General features: G+C 53.1%; 16 protein-coding genes. 9 read left to right on the forward strand and 7 right to left on the reverse strand.

Annotated elements, in window-relative coordinates:
* Positions 1 to 164: 164 nt before the first annotated feature.
* Genes NK667_RS10645 through NK667_RS10655 form a run of 3 tightly spaced genes read left to right on the forward strand, consistent with a single transcriptional unit; the run spans position 165 to position 3942 of the window.
* Positions 165 to 1991, forward strand: a complete 1827-nt coding sequence (locus tag NK667_RS10645; protein WP_054614659.1) for a Mu transposase C-terminal domain-containing protein — start codon at positions 165 to 167, stop codon at positions 1989 to 1991.
* A gap of 23 nt (positions 1992 to 2014) precedes the next feature.
* Positions 2015 to 2872 (forward strand): TniB family NTP-binding protein, encoded by an 858-nt coding sequence (locus tag NK667_RS10650; RefSeq protein WP_054614660.1) that lies wholly within the window; start codon positions 2015 to 2017, stop codon positions 2870 to 2872.
* Complete coding sequence (locus tag NK667_RS10655; RefSeq protein WP_054614661.1) at positions 2842 to 3942, forward strand: TniQ family protein; 1101 nt, start codon at positions 2842 to 2844, stop codon at positions 3940 to 3942. Before NK667_RS10650 ends, NK667_RS10655 begins: the two co-directional genes overlap by 31 nt.
* A 73-nt stretch (positions 3943 to 4015) precedes the next feature.
* Here NK667_RS10655 and NK667_RS10660 read toward each other — a convergent pair whose 3' ends face one another.
* Positions 4016 to 4336 (reverse strand): hypothetical protein, encoded by a 321-nt coding sequence (locus tag NK667_RS10660; RefSeq protein ID WP_152980917.1) that lies wholly within the window; start codon positions 4334 to 4336, stop codon positions 4016 to 4018.
* 206 nt (positions 4337 to 4542) lie between these two features.
* Here NK667_RS10660 and NK667_RS10665 point away from each other — a divergent pair, with 206 nt between their 5' ends.
* Positions 4543 to 4818, forward strand: a complete 276-nt coding sequence (locus NK667_RS10665) for a helix-turn-helix domain-containing protein (protein WP_054614663.1) — start codon at positions 4543 to 4545, stop codon at positions 4816 to 4818.
* Between the two features lie 335 nt (positions 4819 to 5153).
* Here NK667_RS10665 and NK667_RS10670 read toward each other — a convergent pair whose 3' ends face one another.
* Complete coding sequence (locus NK667_RS10670) at positions 5154 to 6245, reverse strand: site-specific integrase (RefSeq protein WP_054614664.1); 1092 nt, start codon at positions 6243 to 6245, stop codon at positions 5154 to 5156.
* Between the two features lie 78 nt (positions 6246 to 6323).
* On the opposite strand from NK667_RS10670, the gene NK667_RS10675 reads away from it, so the two are divergent.
* Both NK667_RS10675 and NK667_RS10680 read left to right on the forward strand, forming a co-directional pair.
* Entirely contained in the window at positions 6324 to 7181 is an 858-nt protein-coding gene (locus NK667_RS10675) for a DNA-binding protein (RefSeq protein ID WP_054614665.1), read from the forward strand.
* A gap of 1218 nt (positions 7182 to 8399) precedes the next feature.
* Positions 8400 to 8618: a hypothetical protein gene (locus tag NK667_RS10680; RefSeq protein WP_054614667.1), complete on the forward strand. Its 219-nt coding sequence runs from the start codon at positions 8400 to 8402 to the stop codon at positions 8616 to 8618.
* A 334-nt stretch (positions 8619 to 8952) separates the two neighbouring features.
* Here NK667_RS10680 and NK667_RS10685 read toward each other — a convergent pair whose 3' ends face one another.
* Positions 8953 to 9285 (reverse strand): hypothetical protein, encoded by a 333-nt coding sequence (locus tag NK667_RS10685; RefSeq protein ID WP_054614668.1) that lies wholly within the window; start codon positions 9283 to 9285, stop codon positions 8953 to 8955.
* Positions 9286 to 9729: 444 nt separating this feature from the next.
* Here NK667_RS10685 and NK667_RS10690 point away from each other — a divergent pair, with 444 nt between their 5' ends.
* Both NK667_RS10690 and NK667_RS10695 read left to right on the forward strand, forming a co-directional pair.
* A complete protein-coding gene (locus NK667_RS10690) occupies positions 9730 to 11202 on the forward strand; it encodes a hypothetical protein (protein WP_177331430.1) in 1473 nt (490 codons plus the stop codon).
* 19 nt (positions 11203 to 11221) lie between these two features.
* On the forward strand, positions 11222 to 12343 hold the full coding sequence (locus tag NK667_RS10695) for an AAA family ATPase (protein ID WP_177331431.1): 1122 nt from the start codon (positions 11222 to 11224) through the stop codon (positions 12341 to 12343).
* 279 nt (positions 12344 to 12622) lie between these two features.
* Here NK667_RS10695 and NK667_RS10700 read toward each other — a convergent pair whose 3' ends face one another.
* Positions 12623 to 13366, reverse strand: a complete 744-nt coding sequence (locus NK667_RS10700; protein WP_054616242.1) for an SDR family NAD(P)-dependent oxidoreductase — start codon at positions 13364 to 13366, stop codon at positions 12623 to 12625.
* Between the two features lie 10 nt (positions 13367 to 13376).
* Positions 13377 to 13784, reverse strand: coding sequence for a DoxX family protein (locus NK667_RS10705; RefSeq protein ID WP_054614669.1), 408 nt, complete (start codon positions 13782 to 13784; stop codon positions 13377 to 13379).
* Positions 13785 to 13880: 96 nt separating this feature from the next.
* Between NK667_RS10705 and NK667_RS10710 the strand changes: the two genes are divergently transcribed.
* Positions 13881 to 14261 carry a winged helix-turn-helix transcriptional regulator gene (locus tag NK667_RS10710; RefSeq protein ID WP_054614670.1) on the forward strand — a complete coding sequence of 127 codons (381 nt, stop codon included), beginning with the start codon at positions 13881 to 13883 and terminating at the stop codon, positions 14259 to 14261.
* A gap of 190 nt (positions 14262 to 14451) precedes the next feature.
* Here NK667_RS10710 and NK667_RS10715 read toward each other — a convergent pair whose 3' ends face one another.
* Entirely contained in the window at positions 14452 to 14817 is a 366-nt protein-coding gene (locus tag NK667_RS10715) for a hypothetical protein (RefSeq protein ID WP_054614671.1), read from the reverse strand.
* 274 nt (positions 14818 to 15091) lie between these two features.
* Entirely contained in the window at positions 15092 to 15349 is a 258-nt protein-coding gene (locus NK667_RS10720; RefSeq protein WP_054614672.1) for a hypothetical protein, read from the reverse strand.
* Positions 15350 to 15691: the final 342 nt, after the last annotated feature.

Here is a 15691-nt window from a genome sequence, read left to right on the forward strand (position 1 = left end):
AAACCACGAAGTAAGCTAATGATAAATTGAAGGTTGTGCGTTTTTATAGGTGCGTTAAACGCACTAGTTGGTGTTTGTGTCGAGATCGGTGTATGTTATGAGAGCTATCAGTAAGACTATTTATAGTTATTAACATCGTATTTGGCCCTCACTGAGGTGTGACGATGGAAAAAATAATCAGTCGAGAAAAAGTTTTATACCAAGGCAGAATATGCGAGTACGCTCGTTCGGTTTCAGTTGATAAAGTCCAGATTTACGACATAACCAATAGGAAATACGAGGTCGTAGAGGTTGCCGAACTGCAATCGATTTCACAGGATTCGATCATCCCTGATATCAACAAAAAAGAAATCAATCGGGATGAAGAAGAACTCTCTGCAGAAATGGATGAAGCAAAGCGTAGGTTTGACGTGATTAGGCAGTGCATGGCAGAGGGAGGCACCTTAAAAGAGATAGTAGTAAAGGTAAAAACACGCTTGGAGTTGAGTCAGCCTTATTGCTACCGATTAGTGGGAAACTACGATGTCAATGCTGGTCCTGGATCCTTGATGCGTTTCAAGCGAGGCCAGAAAAGGGGGGCGCGCAGATTGAGCCAAGTGATCGAATCAATCATCCTTGACTGCATAAAAACTGAGTGGAAAGGCCCAGGCGCTGATAGAAAAAAAGTTCATAAAGCAGTTAAAGAGATGTGCCATGCCGCCCATCTCCCCACTCCTTGTGTCAACACAGTGGCCAAGAGAATTAACAGAGAAAAAAGCGCGAGGGAGTTGACGCGCTTAAAGTCAGGGAGAAAGGCAGCAGACGATAAGTACGCCGCCAGGTCGAAACAGATCAAACTTAAAGTACCGCTTGAGTTTTGGCAGATGGACCATACAGTCGTCGATTGTATTATTGTGGATGAAAAAAACAGGAAGCCATTGTGCCGTCCCTGGGTGACATTGATTATAGACGTCTTTACAAGAGTGGTCATGGGCTATTATTTGTCCATTCATGCGCCTAACTCACTGAATGTTGCGATGGCCATTATGCATGCTGTGATGCCCAAGCGTGACTGGCTCAAAAGCCTTGGCGTAGACGATATTGCTTACCCTTATTATGGAAAGCCCCACGCTATTGGCATGGATAACGCAAAAGAGTTTAAGTCTAAGAGTTACCGTTATGCAGCAAACAAACACCGTATTGACCTGCACTGGAGGCCGCCAAGAACACCTCATTGGGGAGGACATATAGAGCGACTAAATGGGGTGCTGCAGATGGGTTATGTAAAATATTTACCCGGTGCAACCTTGTCTAACGTGGTTTTGCGTGGAGACTACGACAGTGAAAAAGAAGCAGCCATGACGTTTTCGGAGTTTAATGTTTGGTTTGCACGCTCATTAAATATATATCACTTGGAAGAGCACCGGATGCTGGGCATGAGCCCGCATGAAAAATGGCTTGAGTATTATACCGAGGCTACCGGGGTGTTGAGTCATCCACCGTTACTCAGTGACGCCTTCGAGTTTTTTATAGATTTTCTTCCGGAAGTACCGCGCACTATTTCCCACTCCGGGTTAGTGTTGAACAAAATCTGGTACTGGTCCGACGACTTCAAGCCGTTAGTGGGGAATAAAGAAAGCTATGTCGTCAAGTACAATCCCCTGTCGCTGCGGCAAGTGTGGGTCCGTGATGGCGAGGGTCGATACATGCAGGCTCCTTATTCAGATGTGGGTTTGCCGGATATTACTTTGCAAGAACTTAGGCTTATACGGGAGAAAGGCAAGCCGCCACCTAAGAGTGAAGCGGAAATATTTGAAAAAATTCGAGCTAACCGTGAGCTCGTTAATAGTGCAGTGAATGCGACCAAAAGGCTCAGAAAAGTCGTGGAGACATCGAGACTGCCAACTGGCATGCCCATTGAACAAATGCTGGAAAAGCAAAAGCATACCAAGCACCCCAATGAATGTCTCAACTATAGCGCACCGGTTATTCCTTATCAGCCGGAAGAGTAACTTATTCCTTTTGGAGATAAGCAATGGATGATCACATTGCCGAGTATCGTAGAGGGTTGATGGCACTGCCAGACGTAGCTCGTACGATTGCACTGTACGAAGACGTGTGGGTGCCCTATGCAAAGTGGAACAGTATTCGCAACGCGGTAGAAACTGTTTTAAGAATGCCGCCCAAAAATCAGGCTTTGTGTTTGTTGATTTCGGGAGTTTCCGGGATGGGCAAGAGCGCCATGGTCGACCGATTGAATCGTCATTATGGACTGAAAGTTGGCGTTAATGCCCCCTGTATGGTCTCGATGGAGCTTAAGGCGGATGTCAATTTTAAAAATTTCAAAAAGCAATTGTTCTCGACGCTGACCGCGGGCATGAGCTTGTCCGATAACAATATGACCGATGAGTTAATGCTGGGGGCAGTAAGAGCCCTTAATATTCGTGCCATTGGAATTGATGAAATAAATAACCTAACCCTGACCACGCGCTCAGATGTTAGTAGAAGCTTGGCGCATCTAAAAACGATGGGAGGAAGTCCTTTTCATCTTTCGGTGATAGCCTTAGGGAGTGACCGAGCGCAAAATGCCTTAGCCTCGGAAAAGTCACTACTACGCCGGTTTGACATTTTTACATTGGATCGCTGGGTTGAAAATGCAGAGTTTCGATCTTGGCTAGCAGGATATGAGGCAACACTCCCACTCCGAAATCTATCGAACTTGACCGCAGAAAAGGAAATTCAGTTTATTTTGGAGTGCACCAAGGGAAATACCGATGGAATCGTTAAGCTCATTCAGCGAGCAGCGGCGTGGTCGATCGTTGAAGGAACAGAGGCTGTTAACCTTGAAATGCTAAAACTCGGATGGGCTACGATGCCCCCCGTATCGAAGTGATGAATAATCTTTACTGCAACGAATCTATGCTGTCATGGGTATTTCGGCAAATAAACAAAAATTGCCTGTCCGAGGATAAGGTTCGAGTCATAAAAAAAATTGTCGAAGCCGAAATGGAAAGGTGTGCCAACGGGGCTTCGAAACTCTATGAAATTGATCCAGCCAAATTACGGGGACTGTTACTGATGCCCAGCGAGTCGTATCGCACGCAGTATGAGTCGTTCTGGCCAATCGTCCCATTCTACAACCGAACCAGTTACTGCCCACACTGCTTGATGGAGGATATGCAGACCATCCATGAATGTTACTGGCGGTGTGACTGGGAGCATTATTGGTATGTTATTTGTATGCGTCACGGTAGGCGCATGGTGGATATTCCGAATGCTAATTATACTTTTGAGACCCTGGGTAATAAATTCGGCGACGCGTTTGCTGATACTTTAAAAGGTTCTTCAATTGATCAGCAGAGGCTCACGCATCCTTCGCATGGCGACCTACGGCCTTGGTCCTGGTATCGCGGGTCGCAGGAGTCTGACGAGACGAAACCAATAGCGCTGTTTAAGTTGGCCATTAGCAGCCTGGCGCTCATACTGCAGCGACTTGTGGTGAACCATTTAAATGGTTCAGAAGTTAAGTTTGGCTGTTTGCCTGTTATCCAGGATCTTATGAGATTAGCGATGCGTCCTACTACCGAATTTTGCGACTCGTTTCCCATCGCGCACCTAATTTCTCAGCGTCTCGGGCTGAAAAAATACGGAAAAACCAAATGGATCGATATTGGCGCAGATGAGTTTTTAAAGCGAGCGGACCGGTATTCGTCCGTATGGATACGACTCATTGCGATGGCTGTTACTTGCTATGTTTTGAAACTGGAGCGTTCGAACTACTGGTGGGTGCAGCTGGTACAGAGTTGCTGCGAGCTTGGTCATACTCTTCCTGACAGTCCGGAACAGGTGTATCGGAGTTTGGTGGGTGGCAGTTATTGGGGGCTTCGAGAATGGTTTGAATTACGACACGGCACGGGACCTGGATTTCGTGCCTTGTTTGGGGATCGGATGTACGGCATCTAGCAAGAGTTTAAAGCGACTGAGGCAACTCGCTGGGATGCGTAAAAGCGCCCCCTGAGTGCCATGAGATCACGTGCTACTCCAGTTGCGGAGCTGAATAAATGCATTGCGGCAAAGCACCCGTCTGATCGATGGTTTTACGACAAAACAGGTCGTAGGTTTTACCATGTTCTACGGTCAGGCGAACGTGGGGCTGTCCTGAGGGTTCGTCTGGCACGGTGTTGATGGCCAATACGTGCTCCATGCGCCAATGTGCCGATGCATTCATACGCGGCGGGGTCATAACCATCACCGAACACACCGAGCCGAACGGCGAGACTTCATTGAGCACTCGCTCCAGGTACTCCACGTCGGAGACCAGCAGGGTGCGACCGAACTCCATTTCTTCTTCTGTCATCTTGATGCACACATGAAACCAGGGATTTTCTAGGTCCTGTTCGACCACTGCCCATCGTTTGATTTTGAGGTCAAAGGGTAGAGGTGGATGGAGTTCTGCACTTGGCTGAGTAAAAAACATCGTGGCGCCCTCATAAAACGAATCCTATAGATTGTAGCCCTAAAGTATTCAAAAAGGCTTCATCGTTCCTTTTGTGAGCGATACAAATGGAACTGAAACAGGCCTTTGGGACGGCGTTAAAAGCGCGGCGGCTGGAGCGTAAGCTGACGCAAGAAGATTTTTCCGACGTGAGCAGCCGAACTTACCTCAGCACCCTGGAGCGGGGAAAGAAATGCCCCACACTTGAGAAGGTAGTGGAGTTGGCTTCTGTCCTGCAGGTTCATCCGCTAACGTTGATCGCTGAAAGCTTCCTGGCCCTTGAGCCAGACCAGACGCTGGAGGCATTGCTGGAGGTCGTCCAGCGTGAAGCGCAACAGGCCTGAGCTTATCGGTGCGCCGATCGTGAACCGATGTCCCTCGAGGGTTTGACCGCTCCCAGTCGCCGTGACCAAGGGTGGCGTATGGGCGCTGGGTCAAGCCGCTCAAACGGGAAAAGGGCTGAGGGGTGCGCGGTTTTCGTTGCACGCACGCGATTAAGGGCTCGCACGGCCCAGCGCGGCCTTGCCGTAGGCAGCGTTAGTGCCCGCTGATGGCAAGGCCTCCCCGGCAGCGCACTCACAACAAAGCATCCGCCCGGTAATGCCGCCGAATCCCGAGAGTGTCATTCATCGCCTGAATCGGCTTCGGTAGCTACAGCTTTTGGCGAGTTGCCTTCGGTTTATGGCTCTCCATCCTCCAACAGTGAGGTGGCGCGACTGCTGAGCAACGCCCCCGCCTGGAAGTAGCCCATCACCGTGGTCACGCTGCGGTGTTCGGTCATGGCCATCACTTCACCGAGCGGCACGCCCTGACGACCAGCTTCGGTGACAAACCCCGAACGCAGGCTGTGCGCTGCCCAATCGCCTTCAAGTCCGGCCAATTGCGCCCGGCGCTGGACAATGCGCGCCACCTGGTCGCTCGACAGGCCATCAGCGCTGACCTTGCCACCTTTATACAGGCGGCGAAACAGCGGTCCAGCAACCGCCGGCGCCGCCGCCAGCCAGGCCGCCAGCGCTGCTGCGGCCGGGCCGCGCAGCGGCTTCTCCCGACGCACGCCGCCGGTGTCGGTCTTGGTCGTGCCCAGAGCGTACAGCCAGGTGTCGGCATCCAGTTGGCGCACATCATTGACTTGCAGGCCGACCACTTCCGAACGGCGCCGGCCGCCGCCGCTCCAGGCCAGCAGGAGCAGGGCGCGATCACGCACGCCACGCATACCGTCGGTGCAGGTGGCGAGCAGCGCCTGCAACGGCTCGCGCACGATCGCGGTCTTTTTGCGCACGTTCACGCCCTGGCGTGACTGGGTCTTGCGCGCGTCACGGAGCAGGGTCTTCAGCGCTGACGCTTCGCATGGACTGTCCCAGCCATTGATCCGATGCCATTTACCCAGCACGGCCAGGCGGTGACTGACCGTGTTGAACGCCAACGGCCCCAGCTTGGCCTTGACCCGCGCCGCCACTAAAGCGGCGTCGATGCCGGGCGGTAGCAGGTGGGCCCAGCCGCCTTGTTCCAGCGGCCGGGCCAGGTGATCGAGAACAAACTGCACGGCGACCGTAGTCGGTAGCGGCGCATCGCCCAGCGCTTGGCCATAGCGCAATTGCAGCCACGCCGACCAGTAGGCGAGGGCGCTGCGGTAGCTGCGCACGGTATTCGCCGCGGTGCCGGCAGCGATAAATGCCGCGGCGGCTTCCTGGGCGCTAAGCGCCAGAACGTGCGGGTCCAACGGGGTTTCGTCGACCAAGGGTAACTGATCTGTAATATTTAATACGTTCAACGTATTATAATTCCATTAATCAAAAAATAACGTCGGATAACATTCTATTATCAGTCCTAATATAACCGGAGATGGACCATGGCAGTAGGGGTGCCGGAAAACGACGTATTTGCTGCAGCGGATGCGGTGTTGGCACGCGGCGAGCGGCCGACGGTGGAACGCGTGCGTCTGGAACTGGGTCGCGGTAGTCCGGCACGGGTCGGCGGTCTGCTGGATCAATGGTGGTCGCGTCTGGCCGAACGGCTGAACGGCGAGACCCGCCTGCCGGCATTGCCAGGCGAGGTGACGCAGGCTTTTGTTGCGGTGTGGCAACAAGCGATTCATCTGGCGCAGGGCGTCGCCGAACAGGCGCTGGCCGAGCATCGTCAGGTTCTGATCGCAGAACGCGAACGGGTGGCAGCGGTCGAGGACCAGGCGCGTCAAGACGCGGCCCAATTTCGCCAGCAGGCGGCAGAAGCTGTGGCCGGGCGCCAAGCGGCCGAGGCGCGCCTGGCGGATCTGGAACTGTTGTTGGCGCAATACCAGACACAAATAAAGGACCTGCACCAGCAGCGTGAAGGCTGGCTGTACGAGCGCCGTGAAGTTCAGCAGCACAACCAGACGTTACAGCAGGAGCTGCAGGTGCTGCGGCTCAAGGCCGAGCAGGAGCGTGTCGCGCAGGAGCTCTACATTCGCGGAGTCGAGGATCGCGCGCACCGCGAGGTCGACCGTGCCCGGGAGGAGGGCAAGGCTTCGGCGACCCAGCTCAAGGAAGTCGGGCGCCACGTCGAGCAGTTGCAACGTCGGCTGGAGTTGATCCAGGCCGAGCTGAATCAAAGCCAGCAGCGTGCCGCGGCGCAGCACGCCCGCGCTGAAACGCTGGAGCAGCAACTGACACAACTACGCCAGGTTGCTGTGACCAAGCGTAAGCCAAGATCCCGAAATCCCCCGACTTGAATATCCAATGCCTGAGTGTGAAGTAGGCACCGCGGGCCGATACGGTGCGATTCGACGCAGCAGATTGCACGCTTCCGACAAAGCGTCGCAATCGGCCGTGGATTCAGCCGGTCGACGCAACACAACTAAATTCTGTGTAAAAACCGTTCTTTCAGTCAACATCGAAGACGGCTGAGGTAATGCCTTGCAAACCCCATATGACTGTCACAGGCAAGGAGGAAAGTGGCGATTACGACTTATCGTGCCCAATTTGCGCCAGTCGACGGTGAGCTCGTGCTCACCCAGCCAGAGGCTATGAGCTGACGACCCGGTGATTATTGCATCCGCTGGCGCAGTGGTTTCCATGATCACTCCACCCCTTTGCCCACAGCGTTCAACCCTCCAGCGAACATTTGGGCTATCTTCTCTTATCGCTCCATGCGGTTCCAATCTTGCCGCGTTCAAGTCGATCGATATTTTCTCCACGATAAAGCTGCAACTCAGGCCCTGTATAACGAGGTGGCGGCCTAGCATATCTTTGACCCTAGAAGCTGCAATCAGCAAACAGATCAGGGACGTCGAAGAGTTCCAAGCCTTGTTTATCAGGGAATACAGGACCATCTCTAAGGTAGCGCTTGGGGCTTTTAAAGAGTTGGAGAAAGGCCCACAGGTCCTCACCCCCTACGAGTTCAAAGCTCATACGCTTACTTCGCTGACAAATATTCGCTCTTATCTCTAGTTTTATTGGGTAACCGCGGTCAACTTCCTGGCCCTGAGACCACTCCGTTTCTGCCTCATGGTACTCAACAAAGCCGGCCGAGGACGTGCTGTGGGTGGTTTAGGCATACTGATCGGGGTGTTGAGTACGTTTCTGTGAGCTGTGAGACTCAAGCAAGGTGGGACTGACTTGGGTAGCGATTGGCTGATCGGCTCAGCTTCATCATTTCTCCAGATCGCGCCTATGTATAATGCTCCACGCCTGTACTCACATATCCCAGCACCTCACCTAAGACTTTAAAGAAACCAGGAACAATGGCAATGAGCGTTACATATTTCTTGGCCCTTTGAGCCAGATACTGCGGCCCCATTTGACTAGAATTAGGTCAAGGTGAAAAGGTAAGATAGTTTTTCAGTTGGCCAAGCTTAAGAGCTGGTGTCCAGCTGACATGAGGCTGTAATTCAGCGGGCTTACCTTGCGGGAGAGCAGTTTTACCAAATTCGACTTAAGGAGAATAGGGATTGGGTCATTACCGCGAGCAACGGGATCGCCTAAATGAGCGGGTTGAGATGCTTGCAAGATTGGGAGACCAATCAATGCAGTCGAAGCCGGGCTCTTTGGAGCATGTCTTGCTGAGCAAAGTGATGGACGTATTTTGGTCTGCGAACCATCTTATGAATGAAGAATTGGAAAAGCTGAACGCCGCTGGCTTGGATCAAACTATCTACCCAGACAGTTGATCAGTAAGACTACGGCATAAGCTTTAGCATTGCTCAGAGCAGCCGTCCTGACTGCCAATACGGTCACTTCAGACGCTTACGCAATACTCACACCATGACTTCGCGGTAGGCGCAACCGGCCGCTTCTGGCTGAGTTCTGCCTGTCGCCACCCGCAGCTTTGGCGCTTGGGGCTGGCCACCAGTTAAACATTGAGAGTCTGGATTAAAGCCAATCGGGGATACGACTACGCCCCCCTTGATGTTCGAGATTTCAATCGAAACGAACCTATTGGGTGAACCGCGGTAACCGAATGCGGTTAAATTCCAGACAAGGGAGCTAAGTGAGAGTATCCACTTACATCGACGTGACCGAGACCACTTCCACAAACCTGAATTTTTTTCTGGCCGTCTTAGTAGCTTCTTGTTCTGCAACTAGGGAGCTCAGCGTATCGGCCTCATGTACCATCTCGTGCATCTCGCCTTCAAATTCATTTCCCACACGGAGTGTAACTCTCAACCTAGGTGTGAAGCCTTTTGAGACAATCTTTTTCTTCGCAGCCTTCACCGGTTGCACAATCACAACATCCGGAACGGTGTCCTGCCTGCCTGAGTTAATTGCCGGAGCAGAGGGCTTAGAATCACCGAATAGCGCCCGGCGCATCTCATCCTCCATCAATTTTGTATTCATATCATTTCTCAGAAGAGTGTTATCTATAACCTGATCGATTCTATCAGGATGGCCCAACGCTGTAGTAAAGCGTCGATGAGGTCAGACCTGGAGTGGTAGAGGGCCAGCAGATACAGGCGAGCGTCAGTGTCTGTCCATCTGCTGCCTATCATGGCGGGCAGCTGTCGGCCAATAGTAGTCCTTCCCGGAGTTCAGTTTTGGGTCTGCATGAGAGAGCCCGCCGTGCTCACCAATTGGATTCTTGGTATCTCGCACTTGCTCAACCTACTCATCGAGAGCAGCTGATTCTTTGTGTGTGAAAGCAGGACCACCATTCCATAACGTCAGGTTGTCACAATGCGACGGAGTAACGCGGGCTTCGTCATCGAGACTCAGAGCTCGTCGGCCTGCAAGTAGCGATTGGTGCACTATCCTTACGACCTCACGTACATAGAGATGTAAGGAATGGCTCTATACGAGGAAGTACTGGCTTGGTCGGAAAGGCTGCCGCCGTGGCGCAGCGACGCCTTGCGCCGTTTGTGTGTCCAGGGTAGCTGGAGCGACCAGGATTTTGTCGAAATTCTCGATCTCGCAAAGCAACACCATGGGGTGCGAAGCGCATTCCTGCCGGTTCTTCAGCCTGTTCTATTCGCAGCAGACCATTTCCCCGCTGAGGCGAGTCAGGACCACACCGTCGTATTGCAGTCCCTGCATTCACTTACTAACGTGGGGAAGATCCCGAATAGTCAGGCTCTGAACTTCCAGCTGCATGGTCTCACCATCGTGTATGGCGGAAACGGCACGGGGAAGTCCGGTTACGCACGGGTGTTGAAGCAGGCGTGCCGTGCCCGGAGCCGAGGAGATGTCTACGCCAATGCTTACGCTACGGATTACCAGCAACTCGTACCAAGCGCTGTTATCGACTTCGCACTGGACGGCGCCGTCGCGCAGACGACCTGGAGCAATCATCGCGATAACGTACCGCAGCCAGAGCTCCGGGGCATTTCAGTTTTCGATGGCGACTGCGCTAGGCATTACCTCCAGTCACGAGAAGCTGCCAGCTTTCAGCCATCGGCTCTGACTTATCTCCAGCGGTTGGCGAATGGACTCAATCAGGCTCTGCGCCCCGCGCTGCAGGCTGAGATCACGGGCCTTGCAACAGACACGACCCCGTTCAGTGTCATTCCGTTCGAGACCGATGCCGGACGGGCGGTGCATCCGATTGGCCCGACCACTGATCTGACGCGAGCGCGTGAATTGGCTGCGCTCGCCGATGAAGAGCAGGCAGAGCGTGTACGACTTCCACAGGAAATCAGCGAAGCAGACCCAACTGCCCGGGCCTCGCTACTTGACCATGCTGCAACCAGGGTCGATGAATTGGCCAGCCTCATCACTGTGGTGGCAGGCGTAGTGTCTGATGAGGCTATCGATGCCAAGCACCAGGCACATCGAGCCGTCGTTGAGGCTGAGGCAGCTGAACGTGCAGCGTCCGCCATGTTGCAGGCAGGAGATGCTACACAACTACTTCCTGGAACGGGGCAAGGTCCTTGGGCGTTGCTATTCAACGCTGCTCGTGAATACTCGTCGAGTACTGCATATCCAGGACAGGCATTCCCAGTCACCTGTGACGATGCGGTCTGTGTACTTTGCCAGCAAGAGCTCAGTCCTGAAGCGCAGGACCGCTTGCAGCGATTCGACCACTACATTCGAGACCGGGCGGCGGAGACTGCTCAGACTGCACGCAACGCTTGGCTGCATATGGTTCGAGAAGTCGCTTCAGCAAGTGTCGACTTCACAGTTGCCTCTAACATGCTGGAGAGCCTGAGGGCCCGTGATCCAGCGCTTCCGGACGATATACAGACCTCTCGGAGTGACTGTCGCGCGACTTCAGTGGCTCAAAACTGCGGTGGCTACTGGGGTATGGCAGGACTGTCCTGAGTATCGTGGAGCGAATCCGGTGGCGTCGCTCACTCAGGTTGCGGAAGTACTTCGCGTAGAGGCGGGCCGCCTGCGCGCAAACATGGACGCAGAAGCCTTAGCGGCCAAAAAGCTACGGTTGAAAGAGCTGGAAGCACGGCAGCTACTCTCCGAGCATATCGAAGGCATAGCACGGGTGATTGATAACCTGGCCCACAGGGCTCGGCTCCAGAATTGCCTAAATGACATTGCAGCTACACGGCCGATTAGCGTGCTAGCTGGCCAACTGACTCGGACTTATATCAGTGAAGCACTGGCTGGACGCATGAACGAGGAGCTCACTAGGCTGGAACTTAGGCATGTTGAAGCTGGAGTCAGCTCCGCCGGTGAGGCCGGGGCAGTTCGCCTGGGAATTCAGCTGTTGGACTGCCAGCTTGCCCCGCACCAAGTGTTGAGCGAGGCAGAGCAGCGTATGTGTGCGCTTGCCTACTTCTTCGCTGAGCTTCACCAGTCGGGATCGACTTCCGGAATCGTTTTCGACGACCCGGTCTCAAGCCTCGACCACAGCCATCGAACCGCCGTCGCGCAACGAATTGTCGAAGAGTCCGCCAACCGGCAAGTCATTGTATTCACCCACGACGCTGTATTCTTCGGTGAGTTGATAACGCTCTGCCAAGATGCGGGTCTGACACCTGAAGTGAGGTCGATCAGCTACCGGTCGGAAGGCCCTGGATATGTCGATGTCGGTTTGCCGTATGACATGCGCCGGCATCGCGAGCGCATCGTGCAACACCGTCGTGACCAGCAGCAAATTGCAGCAAGCTTCAACTCCCCTCCCGGAGACACTGAGCGGTATGCGATCCGTAATGCATACAGTGATCTTCGCGTGACGATCGAAATTGGTATCGAGGATACGATACTTAACGAAACCGTTGTCCGGTTCCGCGACGGAATCTCGGTCGGCCGGCTTAACGGCGTGATGGCTGTCCAGGAACAGGACTTCCGTGAAGTACAGCGCCTTCACGATCGATGTTGCCGCAATGTTAGCGCGCATTCGCATGCGGCCGGCCAGCAGCGTCCAGTAACACATCCCGATGAGTTGCTTGGGGATATCGAGGCCGTGAACACGATGTTTACGCGCATCCGAAGCCGAAGAGGCTGAATCAGCCGTTACGTGAGCATCTTTGCAGCGCCTGGCAAAATCTGGCGCGAGGCTGCTTACGGCCAGAAGCGGACGTTCAACATCCGTCTTTTCGCCTGTTCTGAATGCTATACACGGTGAGGCTTTCTATTAGCGCGGCCCATGGGATAGAGGATTACTTTGGATCGAATGCAGCCGCCGCAATCGCATCCGAATTCCGCTTGACCGCTAATCACGAGACATGGCATGGCATGTCTCCTGATTTCCGTTGAGTTGGCGTTTAGTGTTGGGACACGACAGTTAGCGGGCGCTGTCGATGATTTGACCTCCGTCAGGCGTGAGGCTGTATCCCGTCAAGAACTGCGAGTCCCTGCTGGCGAGAAACAATACCACTGGCGCAATATCCTCTTCCGGTGATCCATAACGGCCAAGCGCGTTAGTGGGGGCAGGCGCATCGACTGCTGTTCCCCAAGTATCAGCAACCGGCATGACATTGTTGACAGTGATATTGTCAGCGCCCCACTCCCTGGCCGCAGTGCGAGTCAAAGCACGTACTGCCTCCTTTGCCATGTTGTAAGGCGCATAGCCCTGCATGCCAATTACGCCGGCCAAGGAAGCGAAGTTAATAACCCGGCCCTCACCGCTAGCTTTGAGGTGGGGATAGCACGCCTGCATTGCTCGCAGATAAGCAATCGGGCCCATTTCTAAATTACGCTGCAACAACTCGGCCGATAGCTCAATCACCGATGAAAAAACCGCAGAAGGATCGAAAGCATTGTTAACCAAAATATCGATTCGTCCATAGGCAGCCATCACCTTGTCGACAGCGACAGGAAATTGATCGGGATCAGCGATATCGCAAACGATTCCGAGGGCGACACCGCCAGCGGCCTGTATATCAGCAACCACCTGATCAACATTTTCAGCCGTGCGCGAAACGACCGCGACTTTCGCACCCTCCGCCGCCAAAAGTTTAGCGGTGGCTCGGCCGATACCACGGCCGGCGCCGGTGACAATAGCGACTTTTCCATTGAGTCGGGTCATAGTATTCCCCTCACTTAAAAGCATCATGGATGATCGCCATCGGCGCATAAGGCGATGGATTTTCGCGAACAACGTTTTGTGTCACGAACGAAGCAGCGAGGAGAATGATCCCAACGGCTGCCGGGATAGAACCTTTGGGTTTACGAACACCCAGGTGGGCTGACGCTGATAGCAACAGGTGATAAAACATTCCGGCATACGCCAGATCACTGATTGCCACATTGAAACGCCACAAAATCGCGATGGGCCCCAGTATCTTCACCACGATCATCAACGGCACAAGATGGGCGGCTGAATAGCCCAACTCCGCTTGTGCGTTGCGAACAAAGTCTCCTTTGGCGATGTACATCGAGGCAGAGGCGAAATAGAGCAGCGAAAGAAGCGCTGTGCTAACCCAGTAAATATAATTTTCGATCATGAGGTTTTTCCTAAACAGGTGTTGTTACTTCGACCTGGGGCAAAGATGTCGTTTAATATGAAAGACCACAAGTAGGATGAAAAACTGGTGCTTAGTATGGAAAACCAGACTAATGATGACGGTCAGATCAATATGCATGAGGAAATGCGGCGCGCATTTTCGCTGCTTTCAGGCAAGTGGAAGCTGGAGATCATGTGGCTGCTAAACCAGCGAATCTACCGTTTTGGGGAACTGCGCAAAGCGATCAGCGGCATTACACAACACATGCTGACGGCGCAACTTCGAGAGCTTGAGAGCGATGGCTTGATCTCGCGAACGGTCTTCGCAGAAGTGCCCCCGCGTGTTGAATATGAAATGACAGCAAAAGCACGTGCACTCGGACCGACGATGGAGGCGCTCGCTAAATGGTGGAACGAATACGGCGGAAGCGTGCCGGTGAAGCCCGCCTCACGTGGCCGCAAAGCAAAAATAATCTAGTTGGATCAACGACTGATTTGAGTCGATCTGGGTGTAGCTTGAAAGGCAGCTATGGGTCGTTTTCTGCCCATCGCGACAGGCCGCAAACGACCCAAAGCTGTCGCTCTGTATCTGGAGAGCGGGGGGGGGCACTCAGGTGCACACCTAATCGACGACAGATAGCCTGGACTTCCACGTCTCCTTGGAGCGCTCACGTCAAAGAATCGGTAGCGACCTCCTGAAAATTCTCTGGTTCGATGCAGGGCGGTAGCGAGTTAATACCTCCCAGCGGTGGATTGCGAATGGTGACGCTATGCTGAACCAGGCGCAGCCGAGAGGAGAGACGATTACGATAGGTCAAAAGCTCTGAAAAGTTTGTGAACCATTTCTGCTCGCCTGCCGCAATGCCTTCCAGAAGCTTGGTCACTTCAGCTTGGGCCTCATAAAGAGGAAGAAGTGTGTAATACATGACTACAGGGAAATCAAAAGAACATGCAGAAGGCGCGAACAGGTATTTGTCTCTGTCGTCACTGCAATAGTCCCATTTATCCCATCGCGTAAACGCAAGTCGCCACATGTCTGCTGATCTTCCTTTTCCATGGCATTAAGGAAGGGGATTAGGATGTCATAAAAATACAGTTGACGAGCTTGTTATTCGCGCAGAGTCGGCATCCGGCGGAAGCGATAATCTAGTATGTGGAAATCATGGGGCGCCAAGGGGGGGGCGCTGTTTGTGGGCAATTGTCTTTGGCTTAATAAGTTAAAATATTTAATACCTGCCGCAGGCAAGTAAGTCTCGTTAAGCAGCTTAAAACAGTTAGCGCTCTGCGTTAAAAGTTATCTTTAACTTTTTAGAACGTTTCTTGTTCAGGTTTGAGTACTGATACAAATGCAGCCAGCGAAGGGTCTTTTTCAGCATTTTGTTTGTGTCTGCCAATGAAAATCCACTCATCCTCTGCCCAAAGAATTCGTGTAGTTTTAGGTGCTTTTCTGTCAAACACGACCTGATAGATATTCGTTTCCCGCTGCTGGACGACGACGCATTGCTCAAGGCAAACAAACAATCGCTGCCCGGGCTCCAGTGTCGGAGCACTGAGCGGGGCACGCATCTTAATTCCTGTTTTTCGCATAATGACTTTCGTCCTTAAAATTCAGAAATCGTATGCGTTAAATCAAAAGCAAAGAAGATCCGCTGCTGCCAGGGTCTCATTTCATGCCTTTGAGCATGACGCCATATGTGCTTTTCAAGGTGCAATCATCACGGTCAACTAAGTCGTTTTGACCCGTACAGACAGTCACCTTCAAGGAGTGGCATTGATAGCTCATTACTGATCGTGAGCGCTTTTTGGTTCGGTTTTATTCTCGATCTGGCCATTAGGGGCTTCTGTCACTTGAAGCTCATCGGCAAGGTCGTGTGTCTTCAAAGACAAAGCATTGGGCGGATCCACCCA

The sequence above is a fragment of the Pseudomonas nunensis genome, from assembly GCF_024296925.1.
Lineage (GTDB): Bacteria > Pseudomonadota > Gammaproteobacteria > Pseudomonadales > Pseudomonadaceae > Aquipseudomonas > Aquipseudomonas nunensis.